This window comes from Methylobacterium sp. Gmos1, assembly GCF_053764715.1.
This window is the reverse complement of the sequence record NZ_JBSNCC010000009.1, coordinates 19147-43914: the sequence shown is the minus strand read 5'-3', so window position 1 is coordinate 43914 and position 24768 is coordinate 19147. Positions and strand designations below refer to the sequence as shown.

Genomic DNA, 24768 nt, shown 5'->3' with positions numbered 1-24768 from the left:
GGGACGCCTTGCCCCAGGATCCTCCCGCGATGTTCATCGAAGCGCCCGAGCTGAGCCATGCCGAGATCCGCCACGCCTTCTTCACCCGGCAGGGCGGCGTGTCGGAGGGGCTCTACGCCTCCCTCAACGGCGGCCTCGGCTCCGGCGACGATCCTGCCCGGGTGCGGGAAAACCGCCGCCGCATGACGGCAGAGCTCTCGCTGCCGCCGGAGAACCTGGTCAGCCTCTACCAGGTTCATTCGGCGGACGCCGTGGTGGTCGAGGCGCCCTTCGCCGAGCGCCCCCGCGCCGACGCGATGGCGACCCGGGTGCCGGGTCTGGCCCTCGGCATCCTCACCGCCGATTGCGGGCCGATCCTGTTCGCCGATCCGGTCAACCGGGTGGTCGGCGCCGCCCATGCCGGGTGGAAGGGCGCGCTCACCGGGGTGATCGAGGCGACGCTCGCCGCCATGGAGTCCCTCGGCGCCGAGCGCAGCGGCATCGTGGCGGTGCTCGGGCCGACGATCGGGCGCGAAGCCTACGAGGTCGGCCCGGAATTCCGCGAGCGCTTCGAGGCGGCGGAGGCGGGCAACGCCCGCTACTTCGCCGCCAGCCCCGGGCGCGCCTCGCACAGCCTGTTCGACCTGCCTTCCTACATCGTCGCGCGGCTGGAGCGGGCGGGCATCGGCGAGGTGGCGAATCTGGGACTGTGCACCTACGCCGACCCCGACCGCTTCTTCAGCTACCGCCGCACCACCCACCGGGCCGAGGCCGATTACGGCCGTCTCGTCTCGGCCATCGCGGTGATCCCGTAGAGGGATCACGCGACCCCGTGAGGCGGCCACGCCGGCCGGATTCCTGCACTCCTCCGGCCTCGATAGGGCGCCGTTCGGGATTCGTTAGGATTGATCCGGCAAGCGTAGCAAAAAAATGATGTGCGCACGTGAACCTTGGCCATTGGTGCGCGTTGAAGGGGGTAAGGAAGCCAAGGGAATGCTCGCGATGAACAGCCGTTAAGGCCGCGGTGAAACCCACCAGCGTTGTCGCGAGGACACAGCTTTCCCGGAGCTACCGGGGTATGTCGGGGACACTGCTTCGGTTGACCGCCGACCCGCAAACGGGCGCCGTCACCGCCGCATAGTAGGAAGGACCAGTTCCATGAAGTCGCTTCTCAAGAGCGCTACCGCCCTCGCCGGCATCGTCGTCGCCGGTTCGGCCCTCGCCGCCGACCTGCCGCGCCGCGCCGCCCCGCCGCCGGTCTTCACGCCGGTGCCGGTCTTCACCTGGACGGGCTTCTACGCCGGTTTCAACGCTGGTTACGGCTTCAACACCGCTGACACCCGCGCCCCGACCGTCGTCGGCGTGCCGGCCGGCGCCAACGCCGCCAGCAGCGTGTTCATCACCGGCGCCGGCGCGCCCACCACCGGCGTGCTCGCCTTCGGCAACCGCAACAGCAACGACGGCTTCGTCGGCGGCGGCCAGATCGGCTACAACTACCAGTTCACCCCGGGCTCGGGCGTGGTCGTCGGCATCGAGGCCGACGCCCAGTACGTCGACTTCGGCCGTGACCGCAACCGCTACGCCTTCGCCACCGTGGCCGGCGGCGGCGTCGCCCCGGGCACCCTGGTGTTCAACCCGAACGGCATCTCGGGCCTGGACTTCTTCGGCACCGTGCGCGGCCGCCTCGGCTACGCCTGGGACCGCACCCTCGTGTACGCCACCGGCGGTTTCGCCTACGGCTCGGGCGGTGGTCGCGACTTCGGTCTGACCAACAGCTCGCGCGACGACTTCCAGACCGGCTGGACCGTCGGCGGCGGCGTCGAGTACGCTCTGCCCACCGACTCGTTCTTCAACTTCTTCCGTTCGTCGGCCGTGACCCTGAAGGTCGAGGGTCTGTACGTGAAGCTGGACCAGGGCAACCGCAACAACGGCGTGTTCGCCCAGACCGCCAACGGCACGCAGTACTCGGTGTTCTCGCCGGGCGTGGTGTCGGTCGGCCCGGCCAACCTGTACCGTCGCGAGACCGAGTTCGCGGTCGTCCGCGCCGGCCTGAACTACAAGTTCAACGGCTTCTAGTCGTCGCACTCCGTCACCCCGACGGAAGCGGAGCCCGGCCGAAAGGCCGGGCTCTTTCTTTATGTGCCAGGGCCTTTTCGACTTGGGAGAACGGTCCTACGGGACCCTTTCTACCCCGCCCGCAACCCTCCTCCCGAGGTGCCGCGTAGCGGCCTCGCAGGAGGCACCCAGAAATCTCCGAGAGCACCCGAGGCCTCCTTCAAGGTTCGTCGATCTTCAATCGACCAACACCTCCGGACAAGGTCGCAGGTGGGCTATGGCCTGTCGATCGATCAGGTATTTCCTTGTACGCCCGTCGGCACCTTCACGCTGAACTTCACCTCGCGCAGGGCGAAGTTCGAATGGATCTGCTGCACCGCCGGGCAGGAGAACACCGCCTCCTGCAAAAAGCGCTCGTAGTGCCGGGCGTCCCGCACCACGACCCGCAGCAGGTAATCGGCCTGGCCGGTGGTGGAGAAGCATTCCAGCACCTCGTCCCGGCGCCCGATCACGCGCTCGAACTCGGCCACGCCCTCGCGGTCGTGCTTGGCCAGCGTCACGTGGGCGAAGACGCACTGGCCGTGGCCGAGCGCCGCCGCGTCGACGAGGGCGACGTAGCCGCGGATGATCCCCCGCTCCTCCAGCGCCTTCAGCCGCCGCCAGGTCGGCGAGGTCGACAGCCCGATCCGCTGCGCGAGGTCTTGCACCGAGAGCCGGGCATCGTCCTGCAACGCGTCCAGGATCGCCCGCTCGAAGCGATCCAACGCGTCTTCCCGCTCAGGCATGAGCATGTCCCGTTTCGGCGTTTCCAGCCATCTTCGTACCTCCAGAAGCGGTGATACGAAAGCGAAGAGGCAGGTTTTACCTCCGCGGGCGGCATAGCCTTGCGGCGAGGAGACCCCGCCGATGCCCGAGCTCGACAGCGCCTACCGCCTCGACGACCGTTTCGACCGCGCGGCCGGCCGGGTCTACATGACCGGCACCCAGGCCCTGGTCCGCCTGCTCCTGTCGCAGGCCGCGATCGACCGCCGCGACGGGCTGAACACCGCCGGCCTCGTCTCGGGCTATCGCGGCTCGCCGCTCGGCGCCGTCGACCAGGAATTGTGGCGGGCGAAGGAGCGCCTGGCCGCCGCCGGCATCCGCTTCCAGCCCGGCATCAACGAGGACCTGGCGGCGGCCGCCCTCCTCGGCAGCCAGCGCGTCGCCCTCGATCCGGCCGCCACGGTCGAGGGCGTGTTCGGCCTCTGGTACGGCAAGGGCCCGGGCGTCGACCGCTCCGGCGACGCGCTCAAGCACGGCAACGCCTACGGCTCGTCGCGGAAGGGCGGCGTGCTCGTCGTCGCCGGCGACGACCATGGCTGCGTCTCCTCCTCGATGTCGCACCAGAGCGACCTCGCGCTCGCCGCCTGGCACATGCCGGTGATCCATCCGGCCGGAATCGCCGAGTACGAGGCTTTCGGCCTGTGGGGCTTTGCCGCGTCGCGCTTTTCCGGCGCCTGGGTCGGGTTCAAGGCGATCTCCGAGGTGGTGGAGGGCGCGGCCTCGGTCGATCTCGCGCCGCTGCCCTGCTTCGCGGCGCCCGATTTCGCGCCCCCGCCCGGCGGCCTGCACATCCGCTGGCCCGACCTGCCGAGCCTCGCCATCGAGGCGCGCGCGCTCCGGAAGCTCGATGCGGTCCGCGCTTTCGCCCGGGCCAATCCCCTCGACCGGCTGGTGGTGGCGCCCGAGCGCCCCCGCCTCCTCGTCGTCACCGTCGGCAAGGCCCACGGCGACGCGATGGAGGCGTTTCGCCTCCTCGGCCACGACCCGGATTCGCTCAAAGCCGCCGGCGTCGCGGTGATGAAGGTCGGCCTCGTCCATCCCCTCGACGTCGCGGGCCTCTCAGGGCTGGCAACGGGCGTCGGGACCGTGCTGGTGATCGAGGAGAAGGCGCCGCTGGTCGAGCGCCAGCTGCGCGAGGCGCTCTACGACCTCGCCGCTTCGCACCGCCCGCGCATCCTCGGCAAGCGCGACGCGGACGGCCGCCCCCTCGTCCCGGAGGTCGAGGAGCTGCGGCCCTCGCGCCTCGTCGGGATCCTGGGCGACGCCCTGCGCGGCCTCGGCCTCGCGGTCGCGGCGCCGGAGGCGCCCGCCCTCCCCGCGGCCTCCGGGCCGCTGCCGGTACGCACCCCGTATTTCTGCTCCGGCTGCCCCCACAACACCTCGACCCGGGTGCCGGAAGGCTCGCAAGGACGGGCCGGCATCGGCTGCCACTTCATGGCGAACTGGATGGAGCGCGACACCACCGGCATCGTGCCGATGGGGGCCGAGGGCGTCGACTGGATCGGCCAGGCGCCGTTCACCCGCCAAGCCCACGTGTTCCAGAATCTCGGCGACGGGACCTACTGCCATTCCGGCCACGCGGCGATCCGGCAGGCGGTCGCGAGCGGGGCGAACATCACCTACAAGATCCTCTACAACGACGCGGTGGCGATGACCGGCGGCCAGCCGGTCGACGGCGTGCTCACCGTGCCGCAGATCACCCGCCTGGTCTCGGCGGAAGGCGCGCGTCGGGTCGTGGTGGTGTCCGACGATCCCGCCCGGGTGGCGAAGGTGGCCGCCCGCGACCCCCTCGGTCCCGGCGTGACGGTGCATCACCGCGACGACCTCGACGCCGTGCAGCGGGACTTGCGCGAGACGAAAGGCGTCACCGTGCTGGTCTACGACCAGACCTGCGCCACCGAGGCGCGCCGGCGGCGCAAGCGCGGAAAAAGCCCGCAGGCCGCCCGGCGCGCGGTCATCAACCCGCTGGTCTGCGAGGGCTGCGGCGACTGCCAGCAGAAGTCGAACTGCCTCTCGGTCGTGCCGGTCGAGACCGAGTTCGGCCGGAAGCGCGCCATCGACCAGACCGGCTGCAACAGCGACCTCTCCTGCCTCAAAGGCTTCTGCCCGTCCTTCGTGACGCTGGAAGGGGCGACGCCCCGGCGCCGGTCCGGCGTCGCGGTCGCCCCCGAGACCGTCCTGGCGCGTACCGCCGCTCTGCCCGAGCCCGACACCGCGCTCGGCGCGGTCCCCTACGAGATCCTGGTCGCCGGCGTCGGCGGCACCGGCGTCGTGACGGTCGGCGCCCTCGTCACCATGGCGGCGCATCTCGAAGGACGCGGCGCCACCGTCCTCGACTTCATGGGCTTTGCCCAGAAGGGCGGGCAGGTTCTGTCCTTCGTGCGGCTCGCCAAAGATCCGGGCGCGCTCCACCAGGTGCGGATCGACCGCGGCCGGGCCGACGCGGTGCTGGCCTGCGACCTCGTGGTGGCGGCAAGTTCCGACGCGGCCGCGGTCATCGACCCCGCTCGCACCCGGATCGTCGCCAACACCCACGAGATCCCGACCGGCGCGACCCTGCGCGACCCGAATGCCCGCATCGACACCCGGATGCTGGAGGCCCTGCTCGCCCGGCGGGTCCGGACGGGAGCGCTGCGCAGCCTCGACGCGCAGGCGATGGCCGCGCGGCTGATCGGCGACGCGCAAGCCGCCAACGTGCTGCTGCTCGGCTTTGCCTGGCAGTGCGGGCTGGTGCCGGTCTCGCGCGAGGCCCTCGACCGGGCGGTGGCGCTGAACGGCGTCGCGGTGGCGGGCAACCGCCTGGCGCTCGCCTGGGGCCGGCTGCTTGCCGCCGATCCGGCCTTCGTCGATTCCCATCTCTCCCCAGAGCCCGCGCCGGCGCAGGACCTCGACACCCTGGTGGCGCGCCGGGCCGGGTACCTCGCGGCCTACCAGGACGACGCTTACGCCGCGCGCTACCGCGACCGGGTCGCGGCGGTGCGGGCCCGGGGCGGCGACGCGCTCGCCGAGGCGGTCGCCCGCTCCCTGTTCAAGCTGATGGCGATCAAGGACGAGTACGAGGTCGCCCGCCTCCAGTCCGATCCCGCCTTCCACGCCCGCCTCGCCGAGGAGTTCGAGGGGACAGGGTCCGGGGGCAAGCTGCGGCCGACCTTCCACCTGGCTCCCCCGTTCCTCGCCCGGACGCGGCCCGGCGAGACCGAGCCGCGCAAGATCGCCTTCGGACCGTGGCTGCTGCCGGTCTTGCGCGGGCTCGCGGCCCTGAAAGGCCTGCGCGGCCGACGCCTCGACCCCCTACGGCTGATCGCCGAGCGGCGGGAGGAGCGGGCGGTGCTGGCGGAGTACGAGGCCCAGATCGACGCCGCCCTCGCGCTGGTCGGCCGGGCCGATCCGGCGACCCTGCGCGACCTCCTCGCCGCACCTCAGGAGATCCGCGGCTTCGGCCCGGTCAAGGCGCGGGCGATCGCGGCCTGGCGCGCGCGGAGCGACGCGCTCATGGCAGCCGCCCGCGCCGGCAACGATTCCGGGGCGCCGCTGTCGCGGGCGGGGTAGGTCGGGCCTGCGTCGGCGGGCCGGATTGCGGCCGGGCGGGGCCTCGCGTAGGCGGGGGCTCAACCCGAGACCGCCACCGCCACAGGTTGCTCCACCATGCGCCGCCGCACCCGCTCCTTCGTCGGGGCGATCGTGATGATCGCCTTCGTGCTGATCTACGCGCCCCTCGCCATGGCGCTCGCCGACAGCCGCATCGCCCAGACGCCGCCGGTCGTGCAGTCGGTGCTCTACGCGATCCTCGGGCTCGCCTGGATCATCCCGCTGATGCCGCTGATCCGCTGGATGGAACGGCCCGACCGCGACCCGGCCTGACGCCGCGTCCCGGAATCGACCGGGACGCAGGCCGGCTTTTCGCCAAAAAGGGCTGCCAGACCGCCACGTCGCAGCCTTCTTGCCAGGCCCGCGCCCTTCCGCTTCGGCATCCCTCGACACCCCGCAAGGCAGCCCCAGGCCCATGCGCCACGCGCTCGCGCTCCTCTTCCTCATCGGTCCCCTCGCCGGTGCCGCCCTGGCGCAGGGCGCGCCGCGCTCCGTCGGCGATTGCGAGCGCATCAAGGGCGACCTCGCCTACAACCAGTGCCTGTCGCTGTTCGGCCCTGCCGCGAAGGGCGTCGCCGCCGCGGCCGCGGCGGTGTCGGCGGCGATCCCGCGCCTGCCGCTTCCTCCCGCCCTGGCCGAGGCGGTGGAGCCCGCCCCCCGCGGCCGCCGCGGCTGGACCCGGCGCCTGCGCGGCGGCCGGCAGAGCGCGAGCTTCGCGGTGGTCAGCGGCGGCGGCAGCCGCCACTACCGCCGCCGGCGCCACCGCTGACCATCACCCGACATTGAGGCGTCGGCCCCGGTTCCAGGCCAGGAACGGCACGCCCGAGAGGAGCGCGCGCAGGGCCGCGTCGGTCTGGAAGCAGCCATTGACCGAGACCCGCGGCAGGGCGTGCAGGTGCGCGGCGTGCGCCGGAAACAGGTGGCCGGGCCGGGTCGTCACGGCGGTGCGGTAGCCCGCCTCGCGGGCGAGCGCGAATTCCCGCGCGCCCGCCGAGCCCGGATCGCCGACCGGATAGGACAGATGCTCCGGCACCCGGCCGAGCAGGGCGCCGAGGCGCGCCCGCCCCTCGACGATCTCGCGCCTTGCGGCGTCGTCGTCGTGCTTGGCGAGCATCGGGTGGGACAGGGTGTGGGCGGCGAGCGTCACCGCCTCGTCCCGGGCGAGCTCCCGCAACTCGCCCGGCGACAGGCACAGCTCGCCGGCGATCGTTTCCGCATCGATCCCGGCCTCGCCGCACAGGCGCAAGGTGGCCGCGCGCAGAGCCTCCTCCGGCCCGGCCCGCAGGACGCGGTAGACGTGCGCGAAGGCGGCGGATTTCTGCGCCTCGTCCCGGGCGGGCCAATCGAGCCCGACCTCCGGCAGCCGCACCCGGTCAAGGACCTGGATCGCCCGCTCCAGCTCGATCCACCACAGCCGGCCGGTCCCGGTGGCGTAGTCGTGGGTGACGTAGAGCGTCCAGGGCGCGCCGTGGCGCCGCAGAATCGGGGCGGCGTGCTCCAGGTTGTCGCGGTAGCCGTCGTCGAAGGTCAGCACCGCGAAGGGCTTCCCCTCTTCCGTCAAGCGCCGGGGCAGGTCGGATAGCGGGACGATCGAGAAACCCCGCGCCCGCAGGGCGTCGAGCGTCCGGTCGAGGAAGGCCGGGGTGATGGCGAGCAGGCGGTTGGGCGCGTAGGCGCCGGGCGGCGGCTCGTCGGGCCGGACGTGATGGAAGGTCAGGATCACGCCGCGGCCGCGTGCGGCGGGGGCGAGCCAGCGGTCGGCTCCCGTCGCCGCGATGGTGGCGAAGCCGGCATGGAACAGGCGGTGGCGCGTGACGGCAGAGAGCATGACCGAAGCATGGCGGCGATCGGCCAAAGCTTCGTTACGGCGTTTGCGGATTCTGCACGCTTGCCGGGTTACCCCTCGTCCCGACGGTCGAGGGTCGGGCGATGAGCGGCACGATGCAACTCGCGGCGGAAGGAGCGGCGGCCGGACCGGCGCCGTCGCTCGCCCTGACGCCCGAGACCTTTTCCGGCCTCGCAGCGGCCGAGGCGCCCTGGCGGACGCTCGAGACGACGCCGGGCGCCGTGATGACGCCCTACCAGCGCTTCGACTGGGTGGCGGCCTGCGCCCGCCTGCTGCCGGTGGGCGCACGACCCTGCCCGGTGCTGCTGCGCGATCCCGCCGGGCGCGCTATCGCGCTGCTGCCGCTGTTCGTGCATCGCGAGGCCGGCATCCGCGTCGCCCGGGTGATCGGCGGCCGGCATGCGAACTACCACATGCCGCTCTTTTCCGGCCCGGAGGCGATGGCCCTGCCGGCCGAGGCCTATGTCGAGGCCCTGCGCCGCGCCGGCGCCGAGGCGGGGATCGACGTGGTCCACCTGCCCGACCAGCCGCGCCTGTGGAACGGCGCGCCGAACCCGCTGGCGCGCGGCACCCCCTCGCCGAGCGACGCCTACGGCCTGGCGCTGGAGGCCGATCCCGACGCGGTGCTCAAGCGCGTGATGAGCGGCGACGCGCGGCGCAAGCTGCGCCAGAAGGAGAAGTGGCTGGTTGCCGCGCACGGCCCCGTCGCGCACCGGGTCGCGGCCGACGAGGCCGAGGGCGACGAGATCCTCTCGGCCTACCTCGCCCAGAAGGCGGTGCGCTTCGCGCAGGGCGGGATCCGCGATCCCTTCGCCGATCCGGCGGCGCGCGACTTCCTCAAGGCCGCGCACCGGGCCGGCGCCCTGGAGCTGCATGCCCTGCGCACGGACAACGGGCGCATCCTCGCCACCTTCGTGGGCGCGGTCGACGCCACGCGCTTCAGCGGCATGCTGACCTCGTTCGATCCCGACCCGGCGCTCGCCCGCTTCAGCCCCGGCGACCTGCTGCTCCAGGCGCTGATCCGCGACCAGGCCCTGCGCGGCCGCACCGCCCTCGATCTCGGCGTCGGCGAGGCGCGCTACAAGGCGAGCGTCTGCGACGAGACGATCGGCCTCGTCGACGCGGTGATCCCGGTGAGCCTGCGCGGCCGGGCCTACGGCGCCGCGGCCGGGGCAGGCGCGCGCCTGAAGCGGCGGATCAAGCGCGACCCGCGGCTCTGGGCCCTGGTCGGGCGGCTGCGCAAGGCGGTGGCGCGGCCGGCCTGACGAGATCGGGAGTTCTCCGGCGCTCGACGTCGTGCGACCGGCGGACGGGGCGTGCGTCACCCCCCCATCATCCGCACTTCCGGCGCCGCCTCCTCCGCGAGGCCTCGCGCGCCCTCGGCGATGAGCCGCGTGACGAGGTCGGCGTAATCCGCCCGCGTCAGCCCGGCGCCGGGCCGGAACCAGAGGTAGTGCCAGTTGACCATGCCGAAGAACGACATGGTCACGGGCTTCAGCAGCGCCGTGCCGGCGAGGTGCGGCGCCACCCCGGCGATCGCCTCGGAGAACAGGCGCACCAGTTCGAGCTCGCTCGCCTTCAGCTCCGCCTGCCGCTCAGGTGAGAGCAGGCCGAGATGGTTGATCTGCACCTTGTGCTGGGCGTCGGCGTCCCGGTAGGCCTCGAGCAGCGCGCCGGCGAGGCTGCGCAGGCGCGGCTCGGGGGGCAGCCCCGGGCGGTCGGCGGCTTCGACGGCCTCCAGCAGCTCTTCGAGGTGCAGCCGGATCACGTCGAACAGGATCTCGTCCTTGTCGCGATAGTAGTGGTAGAGGTTCGCCTTCGAGACGCCGCAGGCCTCGGCGATCCGGCTCATCGAGGCGCGGTCGTAGCCGTGGGCGGCGAACAGCTCGGCCGAGCGATCGAGGATCGCCCGGCGCTTGTCGTCGTAGTCGCTGGCGCGGGTGCGGGCCATGGGGTTTCGTCGCTACCAATCTTGTCGCTATTCTCGGGGACGCCGGTCGATGACACGGCGGGCCTTGCCGAGGGAGCGCTCGATGCCCTCCGGCGCCACCACCTCCACCGTCGCGGTGATGCCGATCGTGTCTTTGACCGCCTGGCACAGCCGCTCGGCCGCCGCCTCGCGCAAGTCGGCGATGTCGGCCTCCGGCCGCGCCTCGACGCGGATCGTCATGGTGTCGAGCCGGCCCTCGCGGGCCAGCACCACCTGGTAATGGGCCGAGAGCGCCGGGATCGTCAGGATCTTCTCCTCGATCTGGCTCGGGAAGACGTTGACCCCGCGCACGATCATCATGTCGTCGGAGCGCCCGGTGATCTTCTCCATCCGCCGCATCGCCCGGGCGGTGCCGGGAAGCAGCCGGGTCAGGTCGCGGGTGCGGTAGCGGATCACCGGCATCGCCTGCTTGGTGAGCGAGGTGAAGACCAGTTCCCCCTCCTCCCCGTCCGGCAGCACCGCGCCGGTGCGCGGGTCGACGATCTCCGGGTAGAAGTGGTCCTCCCAGACGTGCAGGCCGTCCTTGGTCTCGACGCACTCGCTCGCCACCCCGGGCCCCATCACCTCGGACAGGCCGTAGATGTCGACGGCGTGGAGGTCGAACGCCTCCTCGATTTCCTGGCGCATCGCGTTGGTCCAGGGCTCGGCGCCGAAGATGCCGACCTTGAGCGAGGAGGCGCGCGGGTCGAGCCCCTGGCGGCGGAACTCGTCGAGGATCGCCAGCATGTAGGACGGCGTCACCATGATGATGTCGGGACGGAAATCCTGGATCAGCTGGACCTGGCGCTCGGTCATCCCGCCCGACATCGGGATCACGGTGCAGCCGAGCCGCTCGGCGCCGTAATGCGCGCCCAAGCCCCCGGTGAACAGCCCGTAGCCGTAGGCGACGTGGATCAGCATTCCGGGCCGCCCGCCCGCGGCGCGGATCGAGCGCGCCACCACGTCGGCCCAGACATCGAGGTCGGCCTTGGTGTAGCCGACCACCGTCGGCTTGCCGGTGGTGCCCGACGAGGCGTGGATGCGCGCCACCTCCTCGCGCGGCACCGCGAACATCCCGAAGGGATAGTTCGCCCTGAGATCCGCCTTGGCGGTGAAGGGGAAGCGGGCGAGGTCGGGGAGATCCGAGAAGTCGCTCGGGTGTACGCCCGCGGCGTCGAAGGCGGCGCGGTAATGGGGTACGTTGGCGTAGGCGTGGTGCAGGGTCTCGCGCAGCTTCTCGCGCTGCCAGGCGGCGAGTTCGTCCCGCGAGGCGGTCTCGAACCGGTCGAGCTCGGCGGCCTCCGGCACCATGCGGGCGAGCTTGCGGGGGGCGATCTGGAGCATGGCGTCTTCTCCCTGAGTATTTTTATGAAGTTCAGCCTGAGATCATCGACGGACCTGACATTCTCCACGTCATCCCGGGGCTCGCCACAGGCGAGAACCGGGGATCCATAACCACTGACGTTGAAGAAAGAAGCGAATTGCGTCCCGCCTCATCCTGCCACCTCGGCGGCTATGGATCCCGGGTTCCGCTGCGCGGCCCCGGGATGACGCGGAGGGTGGAAAGGTCGTTGATTGGATCAATCGGAAGCCGATCCCCCCTCCCCCGCCAGCACACTCCCCGGCACCGTCCGCGAATGCCCGCGGAACTCCGCGACCACCTGCCCTTCCGCATCCGTCACCGTCACGTCATAGATCCCGGAGCGTCCCTCGCGCACCCGCTCGACGGCACGCGCCGTCAGCACCTCGCCGCGCTTGCCCGGCCGCAGGAACGTCACCGCGCAGTGTTGCGCCACCGCCCGCTGATCGTAGGCGTTGCACGCGAAGGCGAAGGCCGAATCGGCGAGCGCGAAGATGAAGCCGCCGTGGCAGGAGCCGTGGCCGTTCACCATGTCGTCGCGCACCCGCATCGACAGCACCGCCTCGCCCGGCCCAGCATGGTCGAGGGACATGCCGAGCCCCTGGCTCGCCCGGTCCTCCGCCCACATCGCCGCGGCGCAGGCGCGCGCCGTCTCCTCCGGGCTCACCGGGAGCGCCCGGTGAAGCGGGCCGGGCGCTTCTCCAGGAAGGCCGCCACGCCCTCGCGGTAATCCGGCGAGCGCCCGGCCTCCCCTTGCAGGTCGCGCTCGACGGCGAGCTGCGCGTCGAGGTCGTTCGTCTCCGAGGCGTCGAGCGCCCGGCGGATGAGAGCGAGGCCATAGGTCGGCGCCTGCGCCAGCTGCGCGGCGAGCCGATGCGCCTCCGCCATCAGCTCGGCGTCGTCGATCACCCGCCAGATCATGCCCCAGGATTCCGCCTGCTCGGCGGTGATCGGCTCGGCGAGGAGCGCCATGCCGCGGGCGCGGGCCCGGCCGGCGAGGCGCGGCAGGAGCCAGGTGCCGCCGGCATCCGGGATCAGCCCGAGCTTGGCGAAGGCCTGGAGGAACTTCGCCGAGCGCGCCGCCAGCACGAGGTCGCCGTGGAAGGCGAGGCTGGCGCCGGCGCCTGCCGCCACGCCGTTGACGGCGCAGATCAGCGGCATCGGCAGGTCGCGGATCTGTTGCACCAGCGGGTTGTAGAACGCCTCCAGCGTGCGCGAGAGGTCGGGCTCGACGTCGGGTGCGAAGTTGCGGGCGGCGAGATCCTGGCCGGCGCAGAAGCCGCGGCCGGCCCCGGTGAGGATCAGCGCCCGGCAGTCCGGATCGGCGGATGCCGCGCTCAACGCCTCGCGCAGGGCCAGGTGCAGCGGCTCGTTGAAGGCGTTGAGCCGGTCGGGCCGGTTGAGCACCAGCACGCGGTAGCCCGCATGATGCTCCGTCAGCACGAGAGTCTCGCCGTTCGCCTCGTCCATGGTGCGTCCTCCCCGTCGCGCCTGTATCGGGGATCCCCGCCGGCGCGATCTATTGACCAACCGGACGGTAAATTATAAAGCTGTGCGGGCGAAGTCAAACGCGCGTGCCGTTAGCCGAACGCCAGGGTGGACGGACAGCGCGCGGGGCTGCAAAGCACGAACGGGCGGGCTCGCAGAGGCCCGTGACGCCGGCGACCGGATTCCAACCGGCGCGGCCCGATAGCGGGAGGACACCACCATGAGGCGCATCGTCTGGGCGCTCGCCCTCGCCGGTACCGCTTTGGCCGGCACCGTGCTGGCCGGGCCCGTGCTGGCGCAGCCGATCAAGATCGGCGTCACCATCGCCAAGACCGGCCCGGCGGCCTCGCTCGGCATCCCGCAGGCCAACACCGTGACGCTACTGCCGACCGAGATCGGCGGCCAGAAGGTCGAGTGGATCGTCCTCGACGACGCGACCGACACCACCAAGGGCGTCGCCAACGCGCGCAAGCTCGCGAGCGACGATCACGTCGATGCCATCGTCGGCTCCTCGGTGACCCCGGTCTCGCTGGCGCTGATCGAGGTCGCGGCCGAGGCCAAGGTGCCGCTGATCAGCCTCGCCGCCTCCTCCAAGATCGTCGCCCCGATGGACGACAAGCGCCGCTGGGTGTTCAAGGCGCCGCAGAACGACGGCCTGATGGCCCAGGCGATCGCCGACCACATGGCGAAGGCCGGCGTGAAGTCGGTCGGCTTCATCGGCTTCAACGACGCCTACGGCGACGGCTGGCTTGCGGAGATCACCCCCCGGCTCGAGGCCAAGGGCATCAAGCTCGCCGCCACAGAGCGCTACGCCCGCACCGACACCAGCGTCACCGGTCAGGTGCTGAAGGTGATGGCGGCGCGGCCCGACGCGGTGCTGATCGCCGGCTCCGGCACCCCCGCGGCGCTGCCGCAGAAGACGCTCAAGGAGCGCGGCTACGCCGGCAAGTACTACCAGACCCACGGGGTCGCCAACGCCGACTTCCTGCGCGTCGGCGGCAAGGACCTCGAGGGCACAGTGCTGCCGGCCGGCCCGCTGCTGGTCGCCGAGCAGCTGCCGGAGTCGAACCCGGTGCGCAAGGTCGCCCTCGACTACACCAAGGCCTACGAGACGAAGTTCGGGGCGGGCTCGCTCGCGACCTTCGGCGGCCACGCCTACGACGCCGAGGTGCTGCTGGCGAACGCGATCCCCGTCGCGCTCAAGACCGCCAAGCCCGGCACGCCGGAGTTCCGGTCGGCATTGCGCGACGCGATCGAGGGATTGAAGGAGGTCGTCTATACCAACGGCGTCGTCACCATGACCCCGACCGACCATGTCGGCCAGGACGACCGCGCCCGCGTGATGGTGACGATCGAGAACGGCAAGTGGAAGCTGTTGTCGGCGACGAATTGATGGTGGAGCCGCTACCATGATCCGTTCGAGAACTCAGTAAAGCGCGGGATCCCCTCTCCAGGCGATGCCGGGCTTGCCCGGTATCGCTGCAAGATGTGGGAGAGGGGTAGGGGCGATCGAAGATCGCGCAGGGTGGCGCGCTTCCGCGTCAGGCTCCGAGCGTCGAGCTGCGCAGCTCAACGGTTCAGGATTCTGCGGAAACCGAGCCACCCTCACCCCTAACCCCTCTCCCACACGGGAGAGGGGGACGCGCCCTAGATGTTTTCGGGCGGATCAAGCGGAAGCCACGCGAGGTCGCTGCGCGCCTTCTGTCGCGCGCAGGACCAATTCAAAGAAAAACATCCCCGAAAACGCCCCGAGCCATCCCCCGTGGACGCCACGATCCTCCTTCTCCTCGTCCAGGACGGCATCGTGAACGGCGCGATCTACGCGCTGATCGCCCTGTCGCTGGTCCTGGTCTTCACCGTCACGCGGGTGATCCTGATCCCGCAGGGCGAGTTCGTCGCCTACGGCGCGCTGACGCTCGCGAGCCTGGAGGCCGGGACCCTGCCGGGCACCGTGCCGCTGCTCCTGGGGCTCGGCGTCCTCGCCTTCCTGGCCGATTGCGCCGAGGCGCGCCCGACGATGAGCGGGCGCGTGCTCGCACGCCTGGCGCTGCGCGACCTCGCCCTGCCGGCGCTCGTCGCGCTCGCCGCGTGGTTTCTGGCGCCGACGAAGCCTGGCCTCGTCGTCGAGATCCTGCTGACGCTCGCCATCGTGACGCCGATGGGCGGCTTCCTGCACGCGGTGGCGTTCCGGCCGCTCGCCCATGCCTCGGTGCTGGTGCTCCTGATCGCCTCGGTCGGCGTGCACCTGGCGCTGACCGGCCTCGGCCTCGTCTTCTTCGGCGCGGAGGGCTCGCGCACCCCGCCCCTGTCGGAGGCCTCGTTCCCGGCCGGTCCCCTGCTGGTGAGCGGGCAGTCTTTGTGGATGATCGGGCTGACGCTGGCGATCATCATCGCCCTGTGGCTGTTCTTCTCGCGCACGCTCCTCGGCAAGGCGCTGGTCGCGACGGCCGTCAACCGCCTCGGCGCCCGGCTGATGGGCATCGCGCCCTCCCTCGCCGGGCGGCTCAGCTTCTCGGTCGCGGCCTTCATCGGGGCCTTGTCGGGGGTGCTGATCGCGCCGCTCACCACCGTCTACTACGACACCGGCTTCCTCATCGGCCTGAAAGGCTTCGTCGCGGCGATCATCGGCGGGCTCGCGAGCTATCCGGCGGCGGCGGCCGCGGCGATCCTCGTCGGCATCATCGAATCCGTCGCCTCGTTCGAGGCCAGCGCCTTCAAGGAGGTGATCGTGTTCATGGCGATCATCCCGGTCCTGCTCTGGCGCTCCCTGCGCTCGGCCCCGGTGGAGGACGAGGAATGACCATGCCCGCCCGCATCACGCCGACCGGCCTGCTCGCCGGCCTTGCCGCGCTCGTCGTCGTCGCCCTGCCCTTCCTGCCCGGCGTGCCGCCGTTCTGGCTCACGCTCCTCACCTATGCGGGCCTCTCGGCCATCGTGGTCACCGGGCTCGTGGTGCTCACCGGGGTCGCCGGCATCACTTCCTTCGGGCAGGCGATGTTCGTCGGCATCAGCGCCTACGCCACGGCGCTCCTGACCACGCAAGGGGGCCTCTCGCCCTGGCTGTCCCTGCCGGTGGCGCTGCTCCTGTCGGCGGCGGCCGCCTGGGTCATCGGCGCGATCACGCTCCGGCTGTCGGGCCACTACCTGCCGCTCGGCACGATCGCCTGGAACATCTCGTTCTTCTACGTGCTCGGCAACACCGACGTGCTCGGCCGCTACGACGGCCTCACCGGCCTGCCGCCGATCGCGATCCTCGGTCATCCGATTCTCGGCGGGGGTGAGGCCCTGCTCCTCACCTGGGCCTTCCTGGGTTTGAGCCTGTGGCTCACCCACCGGCTGCTGCGCTCGCGCACCGGCCGGGCGATCCGGGCGCTCAAAGGGGGGGTCGTCGCGGCGGAATCCTTCGGGGTCGACACCGCGCGGGTGAAGATCGTCGCCTTCGTCTATGCGGCGATGCTGGCGGCCCTGTCGGGCTGGCTCTACGCCCACATCCAGCGCGCCATCAACCCGACGCCGTTCGGCATCAACGCCGGCATCGAGTACCTGCTGATGGCGGTGATCGGCGGCGCCGGCTCGATCGGCGGCGGCGTGTTCGGCGCCGTGCTGGTGACGGTGCTGAAGGACCAGCTCCAGAACGTGCTGCCGCTGGTCTTCGGCGCTGAAGGAAACTTCGAGGCGATCGTGTTCGGGGTCCTCTTGGTGCTGATGCTCCAGCGCGCGCCCGACGGCCTCTGGCCGCTGATCGTGCGCCGCACCACCGCCGCGCCGCCCGACCGCGGACGGGCGAGCGAGCCCCTGGCGCCCCGCCCGGCCGCCACCGCCGGCACGGTGCTGCTCGAGGCCGCGAATCTCAGGAAAACCTTCGGCGGCCTCGTCGCCGTCAACGACATCGGCTTCCAGGTCGCGGCCGGCGAGGTGGTGGCGCTGATCGGGCCCAATGGCGCGGGCAAGAGCACCACCTTCAACCTGGTGACGGGCGTCGCACGCCTCACCGCCGGCGCGGTGCGCCTCGCCGGCCGCGACGTCGCCGGCCTGCCGGCGCGGCGCATCGCCCGGCTCGGCTGCGCCCGCACCTTCCAGCACGTCAAGCTCGTCGCCGGCATGTCGGTGATCGAGAACGTGGCGCTCGGTGCCCACCTGCGCGGCGCGGCCGGGCCGGTCCGTGGGGCGCTCGGCCTCGACGCGGCGGAGGAAGCCGCGCTCTTCGCCGAGGCCGACCGACAGCTCGCCCGGGTGGGATTGTCGGCCTGCCGCGACCTGCCGGCGGGCAGCCTGGCGCTCGGTCAGCAGCGCGTCGTCGAGATCGCCCGGGCGCTCTGCCTCGGGCCGCAACTCCTCCTCCTCGACGAGCCGGCCGCGGGCCTGCGCCACCAGGAGAAGCAGGGCTTGAGCGACCTCCTGCGGCGCCTGCGCCAGGAGGGCTTGGGGATCCTGCTCGTCGAGCACGACATGGATTTCGTGATGGGGCTCGCCGACCGGCTGGTGGTGATGAATTTCGGCGCCAAGCTGTGCGAGGGCGCCCCCGCCACGGTGCGCCGCGACCCCGCGGTGGTCGAGGCCTATCTGGGGAGCGCCGCATGACGCACGCCATGCTCGAGGCCGACAACCTCTCCGTCGCCTACGGCAAGGTCGAGGCGGTGCGCGGCGTGTCGCTCAGCGTCCCGCCCGGGCGGCTCGTCACGGTCCTGGGCGCCAACGGCGCCGGCAAGACGACGCTGCTCAATGCCCTGATGGGCGTGCTGCCGGCCCGCGGCCGCCTCCTGTTCGAGGGGCGCGACCTGACGCGGCTGCCGGTCGAGGCGCGGGTCGCGCAGGGCCTGAGCCTGATCCCCGAGCGGCGCGAGCTGTTCTCGACCATGAGCGTCGAGGACAACCTGAAGCTCGGCGCCTTTCGGTTCCGCAACACCGGCGGCGGCGGCGACCTCGCGGAGATGTACCGGCTGTTTCCCCGCCTCGCCGAGCGCCGGCGCCAGCATGCCGGCACGCTGTCGGGGGGCGAGCGCCAGATGCTCGCGATGGCCCGCGCGCTCATGGGCCGCCCGCGCCTCCTGATGCTCGACGAGCCGAGCCTCGGGCTTGCCCCGCTCATCGTCGCCGAGGTGATGCGCACGGTGGCGCGCCTGCGCGACGAGGGGGTGGCGATCCTGCTCGTCGAGCAGAACGCCCGCGCGGCGCTCCAGATCGCCGATCACGGCTACGTTCTCGACGGCGGCAGCGTGGTGCTCCAGGGCGACAGCCGCACCCTCCAGGGCGACGCGCGGGTGGTCGAGACCTATCTCGGCAGCCTCTCGGTCGACGAGGCGCCCGTGAGCCGCGCCGCATCCGGGCACTAAGCGTCTCTCACGAAACTCCCGCTGCGCTGGCGCCGCCCCATCGAGCGACGCCGGTGACCGGGAGTTTCGTGAGGTGCACTGAGCTCGATCCTGGCCGATCAGGCTGCGGTGCAGAGGGCATGAGCCCGAGGCGGAGCGAAGTGAGGTTTCGTTCCGTGCCGCCGGCGGCGGGACCTCGCGTCAGAGCACCTTCCGGTACTGGATGAAGCCCGGCCGGTCGGCCAGCGTGTCGTACAGGGCCCGCGCGGTGACGTTGGCTTCCTGGGTCAGCCAGTACACCCGGCTCGCCCCGGCCTCGCGCGCCGCGGCGTAGACCGCCTCGATCAGCGCCCGCCCCGCCCCCTGCCCGCGGGCGGCCTTCGCGGTGAACAGGTCCTGGAGGTAGCAGTACGGCCCGGCGGTCCAGGTCGAGCGGTGGAAGATGTAGTGGACGAGACCGATCACCGCGCCGTCCTCCTGCTCGGCCACGAGGGCGTGCATCGGCTCCGACGCGTCGTGCAGGCGGGCCCAGGTGAGGTCTGTGACCTCGGGCGGAACCGTGGCGCCGTAGAAGGCGAGGTAGCCCTGCCAGAGCGGGTCCCAGGCGGCGCGCTCGTCGGGGCGCAGCGGGCGAATCGTGTGGGTCGGCATCCGGCGTCCTGTCGACGAGAATCGCCGGCAGGGTCGCGGGGAACGATCCCGGGATCAAGAGGGGCCGCGCAGGCGAACCGCGCGGCCCGTCTCCGAAAGAAGCCTACTTCAGGTGGAACTTGTCGAAGTCGCGGTGCTCGGCCTCGATCCGGCGCACGGTGCCGGTATGCGAGCGGTAGACCACCGTCTCGGTGCGGATCGTGCTGCGGCCGAACTTCACGCCCTTGACGAGCGCCCCGTCGGTCACGCCGGTCATCGCCACGACGACGTCGCCGCGGGCGAGGTCTTCGAGGGAGTAGAGGCGGTTCGGGTCGGAGACGCCCATCTTGGCGGCGCGGTCGCGCTTCTCCTCGGTGTCGAGGATCAGGCGGCCCTGCATCTGGCCGCCGATGCAGCGCAGCGCACCGGCCGCGAGCACGCCCTCGGGGGCGGCGCCGATGCCGAGATAGATGTCGATGCCGGTTTCCTCCGGCATGGTGGTGAAGATCACGCCGGCGACGTCGCCGTCGGAGATCAGGCGCACGCCCGCGCCCGTCCGGCGGATCGCCGCGATCAGGTCGGTGTGGCGCGGCCGGTCGAGGACGAGCGCGGTGATCTCAGAGGGCGGTACGCCCTTGGCCTTGGCGAGCGCGTGGATGTTCTCCTCCGGGCTCGCGTCGAGGTGCACGGTGCCGGCCGGGTAGCCCGGGCCGATGGCGATCTTGTGCATGTAGACGTCAGGGGCGGCGAGCAGCGTGCCGCCCTCGGCCATCGCCATCACGGCGACGGAGCCCGGCATGTCCTTGGCGCACAGCGTCGTGCCCTCGAGGGGATCGACCGCGATGTCGACCTTCGGGCCGGAGCCGTTGCCGAGGGTCTCGCCGATGAACAGCATCGGGGCCTCGTCGCGCTCGCCCTCGCCGATCACGACCGTGCCGTCGATCGGCAGGCGGTTCAGCTCGCGGCGCATCGCGTCGACGGCGGCCTGGTCGGCGGCCTTCTCGTTGCCCTGGCCGCGCAGGCGCGCGGCGGCGACGGCGGCGCGCTCGGTGACGCGCACCAGCTCGAGGGTCAGGATGCGCTCGATGACCTGGCTCGGCCCCGGCTTCTTGGCGTCCGACATGCGTTGGTGATCCTCGTGCTGATCTGTCGGGCCGGGTCTTAGAGGAGAAACCGGCGCCGCTGAACTGAAATTCGTCAATCGGCCGCGGAGGCAGCGGTGGATTGCACGGGAATGTTTGTCCCCTCAACCCGCCGCTGTGGCCGGCGACCGGCCGGCCCTACTCGCGCTCGATGCGGATCAGCTGCGGCGGCTCGGAGAGGAGGCCGTCCGCCGCCATCGCGTCGAGGCTCTCGCGGATCGCGGCCTCGGTCGCCGCGTAGGTGATGAGTACCAGCGGCACCGGCAGGCCGGAGCGGCCGTGGCGGTCGCGCGCCGCGGCGCTCTCGGAGCGGTGCTGGAGGATGCTCTCGAGCGAGATCTCGCGCTCGGCCATCTTGGTGGCGACGCCGGCGGCGACGCCGGGGCGGTCGTGGACGGTGAGCCGGATGTAGTAGCCGCCCTCGTGGCGCTGCATCTCGGCCCGCACCGGGGCGGTCAGCGCCGCAACCGGCCGGCCGAAGGCCGGGGGCGTGCGGCCGGCCGCCACGTCGGCGATGTCGGCGACCACCGCCGAGGCGGTGGCCTCGCCGCCGGCGCCGGGGCCGATCAGGGTGAGCTCGCGCAAGGCGTCGGTGTCGATGGTGACGGCGTTCGTCACGCCCATCACCTGGGCGATGGCCGAGGATTTCGGCACCATCGTCGGGTGGACCCGCTGCTCGATGCCGGCCGCCGTCGCCTCGGCGACGCCGAGGAGCTTGATCCGGTAGCCGAGCTCGTCGGCCATGCGCAGGTCGAGCGGGGTGATCGCCGAGATGCCCTCGACCGAGACGCCCTCGGCGTCGAGCTCGGTGCCGAAGGCGAGGCTCGTCAGGATCGCGAGCTTGTGGGCGGTGTCGAAGCCCTCGACGTCGAAGGTCGGGTCGGCCTCGGCGTAGCCCAGCGCCTGCGCGTCCTTGAGGCAGGCCTCGAAGGTCAGGCCCTCCAGCTCCATCCGGCTCAGGATGTAGTTGCAGGTGCCGTTGAGGATTCCGTAGACCCGCGAGATCCGGTTGCCGGCGAGCGCCTCGCGCAGGGCCTTGACCACCGGGATGCCGCCGGCAGCCGAGGCCTCGAAGGCGAGCGCGACGCCGGCAGATTCCGCCGCGCGGGCCAGCGCCGGTCCGTGCTTGGCGAGCAGCGCCTTGTTGGCGGTCACCACGTGCTTGCCCGAAGCGAGCGCCGCCTCGACGGTCTCGCGGGCCTTGCCCTCGGACCCCCCGATCAGCTCGACCACGCAATCGACATCGCCCGAGCGGGCGAGCGCGACGGGATCGTCGAACCAGGTCACGCCCTGAAGGTCGAGGCCGCGGTCGCGGGTGCGGTCGCGGGCGGCGACGGCGGTGACCCGGACCGGCCGCCCGGCGGTGGCGCTGATCGCATCGGTGCGGCGCGCGACCATGCGGACGACGGAGGCTCCGACGGTGCCGAGACCGGCGATGCCGAGGCGGAGGGCTTGAGTCATGGCGAACAATCCGGGCAGTCAGGCGCCGGGCCCGAATGTCGCGGCCCCGCAGCGGGGCCCTTCTGCAACGGTTTCCGGACCCGTGCAAGGAAGGCGGCATCTGGGTCAAGCAGCCGGACCATGCGCGACGCAGGTCTGTCCGGGGAAAGGGGAAACGCGGGAGCCCTCCTCTCCCCGCGGGCGGGGAGAGGCCTGAGCTCCGAAGGGGCTCAGGAAGCCCGCAGGGCGAGGGTGAGGGGGTGTTCCCGGACGAGCCTCACGCGTCGAGACCCCCTCACCCACGCTCCGGCTTCGCCTCCGCTCACTTCATCGACGACAAGGTCGATGAAGTCCTCTCCCCGCCCGCGGGGAGAGGGGATTTCCTGCGCCTATTCCTTGTCCCCGGGTGGCCCTGCGCCCGGCGGGCCGCCCGCACCAGGCCGTAGAGCACGCAGGCGTTCAAGAGGTGCCAGAGCCAGTGAGTGCCGAAGGGTACGATCGGGCAGAGCGCGGCATCGAGCGTACGCGCCGCGAGCGAGGTCAGGAACAGCGCCCCGATCCCAATCAAGGCGGCGCCCTCGCGCCGGCCGAAGCGGAGCGAGGCGAACCCGACGCCGAACAGCGCGAGAGCCGCGGGGGCGTAGGCGACCGAGCCGTTGGTGAGGTCCCCGAGCGGCCGCCCGGCGAGGTCCGACAGGACGGGCTCGAAGAATGCCGCCGCCACCGCGAAGGCGAGGGTGCCGGCGAGCGCAGAGAGGGCGGAGAGCCCGAGGAAGCGCCGCAGCGCGAGGAAGAAGTAGGCGTGGATGAACAGCGCGATCGGGATCACGTCGGCGAGCGCCGACCACTGCACCGCCAGGGTGTGGAACAGCGCGCTGCCGACCCCGATGACGCCGATCAGCCAGGCGAAGCCGTCGGCGACCGGGTCCGGCGACCGGCCGCGCCGCAGGAGCAGGCTTGCCGCGACCACGAAGGCGGCGTTCGAGGCCGCGTTCAGGGGCTCGGCCCACAGCTCCGGCCCGGTGCGCTCGCAATAGTCGCGCACCGGATCCCACCAATCGAAGGCCACTCCGTCCGTCCCCAACCCGCCGCCGTACCGCGACTTGCCAGCGCGGCGCGAAACCCCGATGACGAGGGCCGCACGAGTGCGGTTCACGAGCGGCGCGGGACGCGATGCGGATCACCACCTGGAACGTCAACTCGATCAAGCAGCGTTTAGCCCACCTCCTGGCCTTCCTGGCCGAGGCGCAGCCCGACGTGGTCTGCCTCCAGGAGCTGAAATGCGTCGACGACGCGTTTCCCCGCACGGAGATCGAGGAGGCCGGCTACGTGGTGGCGACCCACGGGCAGAAGGCGTTCAACGGCGTCGCGCTGCTCGCCCGCCGGCCGCTGCCGCTTCAGGAGATCCGCCGCGGCCTGCCGGGCGACGCCGCCGACGAGCAGGCGCGCTACATCGAGGCGCTGATCCCGACCGCGACCGTGCCTGTGCGGGTGGCCTCGATCTACCTGCCGAACGGCAATCCCGTCGGCACGCCGAAATACGACTACAAGCTCGCCTTCATGCGCCGGCTCCAGGCCCACGCCGTCGGCTTGCGGGCACGCGAAGAGGTGCTGGTGCTCGCCGGCGACTACAACGTGATTCCCGAGCCCGAGGACGTCGCTGATCCGGCGGCCTGGGTGAACGACGCGCTGTTCCTGCCCCAGACCCGGGCGGCGTTCCGCTCCCTCATCAACGAGGGCTTCACCGACGGCCTTCGCGCCTGCGACGGCAGGCCCGGCGTCTACAGCTTCTGGGACTACCAGGCCGGCTCATGGCCCAGGAACCAGGGCATCCGGATCGACCACCTGCTTCTGTCGCCGCAAGCCCTCGACCGCCTGGTCTCGGCCTCGGTGCAGAAGCATCTGCGCGGCCTCGAAAAACCCTCCGACCACGTGCCGGTGACGGTGGAGCTGGATCTCGGCTGATCAGGCCGCATTCGGCCGCAGGTAGTCGGCCTGGAACTCGGCCACGGCCTGGAGGCCGGGCAGGTCGAGGATGTCGACCCGCCGGCCGCCGACCTCGACCAGCCGCATCAGGCGCAGCTGGCGCAGCACCCGGTTGACGTGGACGTTCGACAGGCCGGTCGTGTCGGCGAGGTCCTGCTGCGTCAGGGCGAGATCGTAGCCGCCCTTCGTCGCCCAGCCGACGACGCGCAGCCGCTCGTGCAGCTCGCACAGGAGATGCGCCACCCGCTCGATCGCCGAGCGGCAGCCGATGTTCATCACCCATTCGCGGGTCGTCTCCTCCTCGGCGAGCTTGGCGTGGCGCAGGGCACGGGCGATGCCGGGATGACGCTCGACAAGGCCGGCCAACGCCTCCCGGGGAATCCGGGCGACCCGGCAGGCCCCGAGGGTGCCGACGCTGTGGTTGATCCGGCTCAGATGCGCGAAATCGGGGTCGCACAGGTCCCCGGGCACGAGGAAGCCGGTGATCTGGCGCGCGCCGCTCGGGCGGTGGCGGTAGCGGCAGGCGATGCCCTCCAGGACCAGGACGGCGCCGTCGGGCGCGGCCCCCTCGACCAGGAGGTCGTGGCGCCCCTCGACCCGCTGCCCGCAGGAGCCGAGGCCGGCGAGCGCCGCCTGCTCCTCCGCATCGAGGGGGAGATAGGCCGAGAGCTTGCGCACCACCGGGTGGAGCAGGTGCCCGCCCGCGGACGGCGCGGCGGAATGGTGCATCGCGGGCGTCGTGCCGAGTGTCGTCGCAGTCGAGATCATGGTCGCGCCTCTCGGGCGAGCTGGCCGAGCACCAGGACGAGGTCCCGGTGCCAGGCCGGCTTGGTCAGTCGGGGCGCGGCGCGCAGCTCGGCGCAGGAAGCGGCGTCGCACTCGTCGTCGGCATGAACCAGGAACGGGACGCCGCTCTCCCGCAGCGCCCGGGCGAGGCGGCTGCCGTCGCCGTCCCGGAGCGGGAGGTCGAGGATGGCGAGGTCGGGCGCATCCCGGGCCATCCAGGCCAGGGCCTCGTCCTGGCTCTTGAGCGGTCCGGCGACACGGTAACCGGCCTCCGCCAGCGCGTCGCCGACCGCGAGGCCGACCATCGGATCCTCCGCGATCAGCAGAACCGTCGGATGGTGTTCGCCCCGCCGCAAACCCGGTCC

Annotated in this window: 23 protein-coding genes; 11 read left to right on the top strand and 12 right to left on the bottom strand. The window is 71.9% G+C overall.

The features are described 5' to 3' along the window. Window positions 1–29 precede the first annotated feature (29 nt). Both pgeF and ACS5PV_RS18230 read left to right on the top strand, forming a co-directional pair. A complete protein-coding gene (gene pgeF, locus ACS5PV_RS18235) occupies window positions 30–794 on the top strand; it encodes a peptidoglycan editing factor PgeF (RefSeq protein WP_455396757.1) in 765 nt (254 codons plus the stop codon). Window positions 795–1137: 343 nt separating this feature from the next. Then, complete coding sequence (locus ACS5PV_RS18230) at window positions 1138–2055, top strand: outer membrane protein (protein WP_455396756.1); 918 nt, start codon at window positions 1138–1140, stop codon at window positions 2053–2055. 272 nt (window positions 2056–2327) lie between these two features. Here ACS5PV_RS18230 and ACS5PV_RS18225 read toward each other — a convergent pair whose 3' ends face one another. Further along, complete coding sequence (locus tag ACS5PV_RS18225; RefSeq protein WP_455396755.1) at window positions 2328–2819, bottom strand: Lrp/AsnC family transcriptional regulator; 492 nt, start codon at window positions 2817–2819, stop codon at window positions 2328–2330. Between the two features lie 121 nt (window positions 2820–2940). On the opposite strand from ACS5PV_RS18225, the gene ACS5PV_RS18220 reads away from it, so the two are divergent. The 3 genes from ACS5PV_RS18220 to ACS5PV_RS18210 all read left to right on the top strand — a co-directional run bounded on the left by ACS5PV_RS18220 (window position 2941) and on the right by ACS5PV_RS18210 (window position 7213). Continuing rightward, a complete protein-coding gene (locus ACS5PV_RS18220; RefSeq protein WP_455396754.1) occupies window positions 2941–6405 on the top strand; it encodes an indolepyruvate ferredoxin oxidoreductase family protein in 3465 nt (1154 codons plus the stop codon). Between the two features lie 96 nt (window positions 6406–6501). Beyond that, on the top strand, window positions 6502–6717 hold the full coding sequence (locus ACS5PV_RS18215) for a DUF2842 domain-containing protein (protein WP_455396753.1): 216 nt from the start codon (window positions 6502–6504) through the stop codon (window positions 6715–6717). Window positions 6718–6859: 142 nt separating this feature from the next. Beyond that, the gene (locus ACS5PV_RS18210) at window positions 6860–7213 is read left to right on the top strand and encodes a hypothetical protein (RefSeq protein ID WP_455396752.1); all 354 of its coding nucleotides are present in this window, start codon (window positions 6860–6862) and stop codon (window positions 7211–7213) included. A gap of 3 nt (window positions 7214–7216) precedes the next feature. Here the strand turns inward: ACS5PV_RS18210 and ACS5PV_RS18205 are convergent, their stop codons facing one another. Continuing rightward, complete coding sequence (locus ACS5PV_RS18205; RefSeq protein WP_455396751.1) at window positions 7217–8272, bottom strand: polysaccharide deacetylase family protein; 1056 nt, start codon at window positions 8270–8272, stop codon at window positions 7217–7219. A gap of 101 nt (window positions 8273–8373) precedes the next feature. Between ACS5PV_RS18205 and ACS5PV_RS18200 the strand changes: the two genes are divergently transcribed. Further along, window positions 8374–9555 (top strand): GNAT family N-acetyltransferase, encoded by a 1182-nt coding sequence (locus ACS5PV_RS18200; protein ID WP_455396750.1) that lies wholly within the window; start codon window positions 8374–8376, stop codon window positions 9553–9555. A gap of 56 nt (window positions 9556–9611) precedes the next feature. Here the strand turns inward: ACS5PV_RS18200 and ACS5PV_RS18195 are convergent, their stop codons facing one another. The 4 genes from ACS5PV_RS18195 to paaG all read right to left on the bottom strand — a co-directional run bounded on the left by ACS5PV_RS18195 (window position 9612) and on the right by paaG (window position 13089). After that, entirely contained in the window at window positions 9612–10241 is a 630-nt protein-coding gene (locus tag ACS5PV_RS18195) for a TetR/AcrR family transcriptional regulator (protein ID WP_455396749.1), read from the bottom strand. A 27-nt stretch (window positions 10242–10268) separates the two neighbouring features. After that, on the bottom strand, window positions 10269–11603 hold the full coding sequence (gene paaK / locus ACS5PV_RS18190) for a phenylacetate--CoA ligase PaaK (protein ID WP_455396748.1): 1335 nt from the start codon (window positions 11601–11603) through the stop codon (window positions 10269–10271). Between the two features lie 236 nt (window positions 11604–11839). Beyond that, window positions 11840–12247 (bottom strand): hydroxyphenylacetyl-CoA thioesterase PaaI, encoded by a 408-nt coding sequence (paaI, locus tag ACS5PV_RS18185; protein ID WP_455396920.1) that lies wholly within the window; start codon window positions 12245–12247, stop codon window positions 11840–11842. 35 nt (window positions 12248–12282) lie between these two features. Beyond that, window positions 12283–13089 carry a 2-(1,2-epoxy-1,2-dihydrophenyl)acetyl-CoA isomerase PaaG gene (paaG, locus tag ACS5PV_RS18180; protein ID WP_455396747.1) on the bottom strand — a complete coding sequence of 269 codons (807 nt, stop codon included), beginning with the start codon at window positions 13087–13089 and terminating at the stop codon, window positions 12283–12285. A gap of 238 nt (window positions 13090–13327) precedes the next feature. Here paaG and ACS5PV_RS18175 point away from each other — a divergent pair, with 238 nt between their 5' ends. The 4 genes from ACS5PV_RS18175 (at window position 13328) to ACS5PV_RS18160 (ending at window position 18440) form a co-directional block, all read left to right on the top strand. Next, the gene (locus ACS5PV_RS18175) at window positions 13328–14500 is read left to right on the top strand and encodes an ABC transporter substrate-binding protein (protein ID WP_455396746.1); all 1173 of its coding nucleotides are present in this window, start codon (window positions 13328–13330) and stop codon (window positions 14498–14500) included. 369 nt (window positions 14501–14869) lie between these two features. Then, on the top strand, window positions 14870–15907 hold the full coding sequence (locus ACS5PV_RS18170) for a branched-chain amino acid ABC transporter permease (RefSeq protein WP_455396745.1): 1038 nt from the start codon (window positions 14870–14872) through the stop codon (window positions 15905–15907). Window positions 15908–15909: 2 nt separating this feature from the next. Beyond that, window positions 15910–17688, top strand: a complete 1779-nt coding sequence (locus tag ACS5PV_RS18165; RefSeq protein WP_455396919.1) for a branched-chain amino acid ABC transporter ATP-binding protein/permease — start codon at window positions 15910–15912, stop codon at window positions 17686–17688. Then, complete coding sequence (locus tag ACS5PV_RS18160; protein WP_455396744.1) at window positions 17685–18440, top strand: ABC transporter ATP-binding protein; 756 nt, start codon at window positions 17685–17687, stop codon at window positions 18438–18440. The genes ACS5PV_RS18165 and ACS5PV_RS18160 overlap by 4 nt, the downstream gene beginning before the upstream one ends. A 180-nt stretch (window positions 18441–18620) precedes the next feature. On the opposite strand, the gene ACS5PV_RS18155 is transcribed toward ACS5PV_RS18160, so the two are convergent. The 4 genes from ACS5PV_RS18155 to ACS5PV_RS18140 form a co-directional block, all read right to left on the bottom strand. Further along, the gene (locus tag ACS5PV_RS18155; protein WP_455396743.1) at window positions 18621–19070 is read right to left on the bottom strand and encodes an N-acetyltransferase family protein; all 450 of its coding nucleotides are present in this window, start codon (window positions 19068–19070) and stop codon (window positions 18621–18623) included. 103 nt (window positions 19071–19173) lie between these two features. Next, the gene (gene glpX / locus ACS5PV_RS18150; RefSeq protein ID WP_455396742.1) at window positions 19174–20172 is read right to left on the bottom strand and encodes a class II fructose-bisphosphatase; all 999 of its coding nucleotides are present in this window, start codon (window positions 20170–20172) and stop codon (window positions 19174–19176) included. Between the two features lie 157 nt (window positions 20173–20329). Then, entirely contained in the window at window positions 20330–21652 is a 1323-nt protein-coding gene (locus tag ACS5PV_RS18145) for a homoserine dehydrogenase (protein ID WP_455396741.1), read from the bottom strand. Window positions 21653–21953: 301 nt separating this feature from the next. After that, the gene (locus ACS5PV_RS18140) at window positions 21954–22700 is read right to left on the bottom strand and encodes a ceramidase domain-containing protein (RefSeq protein WP_455396740.1); all 747 of its coding nucleotides are present in this window, start codon (window positions 22698–22700) and stop codon (window positions 21954–21956) included. Window positions 22701–22804: 104 nt separating this feature from the next. Here ACS5PV_RS18140 and xth point away from each other — a divergent pair, with 104 nt between their 5' ends. Then, complete coding sequence (xth, locus tag ACS5PV_RS18135; protein ID WP_455396739.1) at window positions 22805–23596, top strand: exodeoxyribonuclease III; 792 nt, start codon at window positions 22805–22807, stop codon at window positions 23594–23596. Here the strand turns inward: xth and ACS5PV_RS18130 are convergent, their stop codons facing one another. Then, window positions 23597–24385 (bottom strand): Crp/Fnr family transcriptional regulator, encoded by a 789-nt coding sequence (locus ACS5PV_RS18130; protein ID WP_455396738.1) that lies wholly within the window; start codon window positions 24383–24385, stop codon window positions 23597–23599. After that, window positions 24382–24759, bottom strand: coding sequence for a response regulator (locus ACS5PV_RS18125; protein WP_455396737.1), 378 nt, complete (start codon window positions 24757–24759; stop codon window positions 24382–24384). The genes ACS5PV_RS18130 and ACS5PV_RS18125 overlap by 4 nt, the downstream gene beginning before the upstream one ends. Between the last annotated feature and the right edge of the window lie 9 nt (window positions 24760–24768).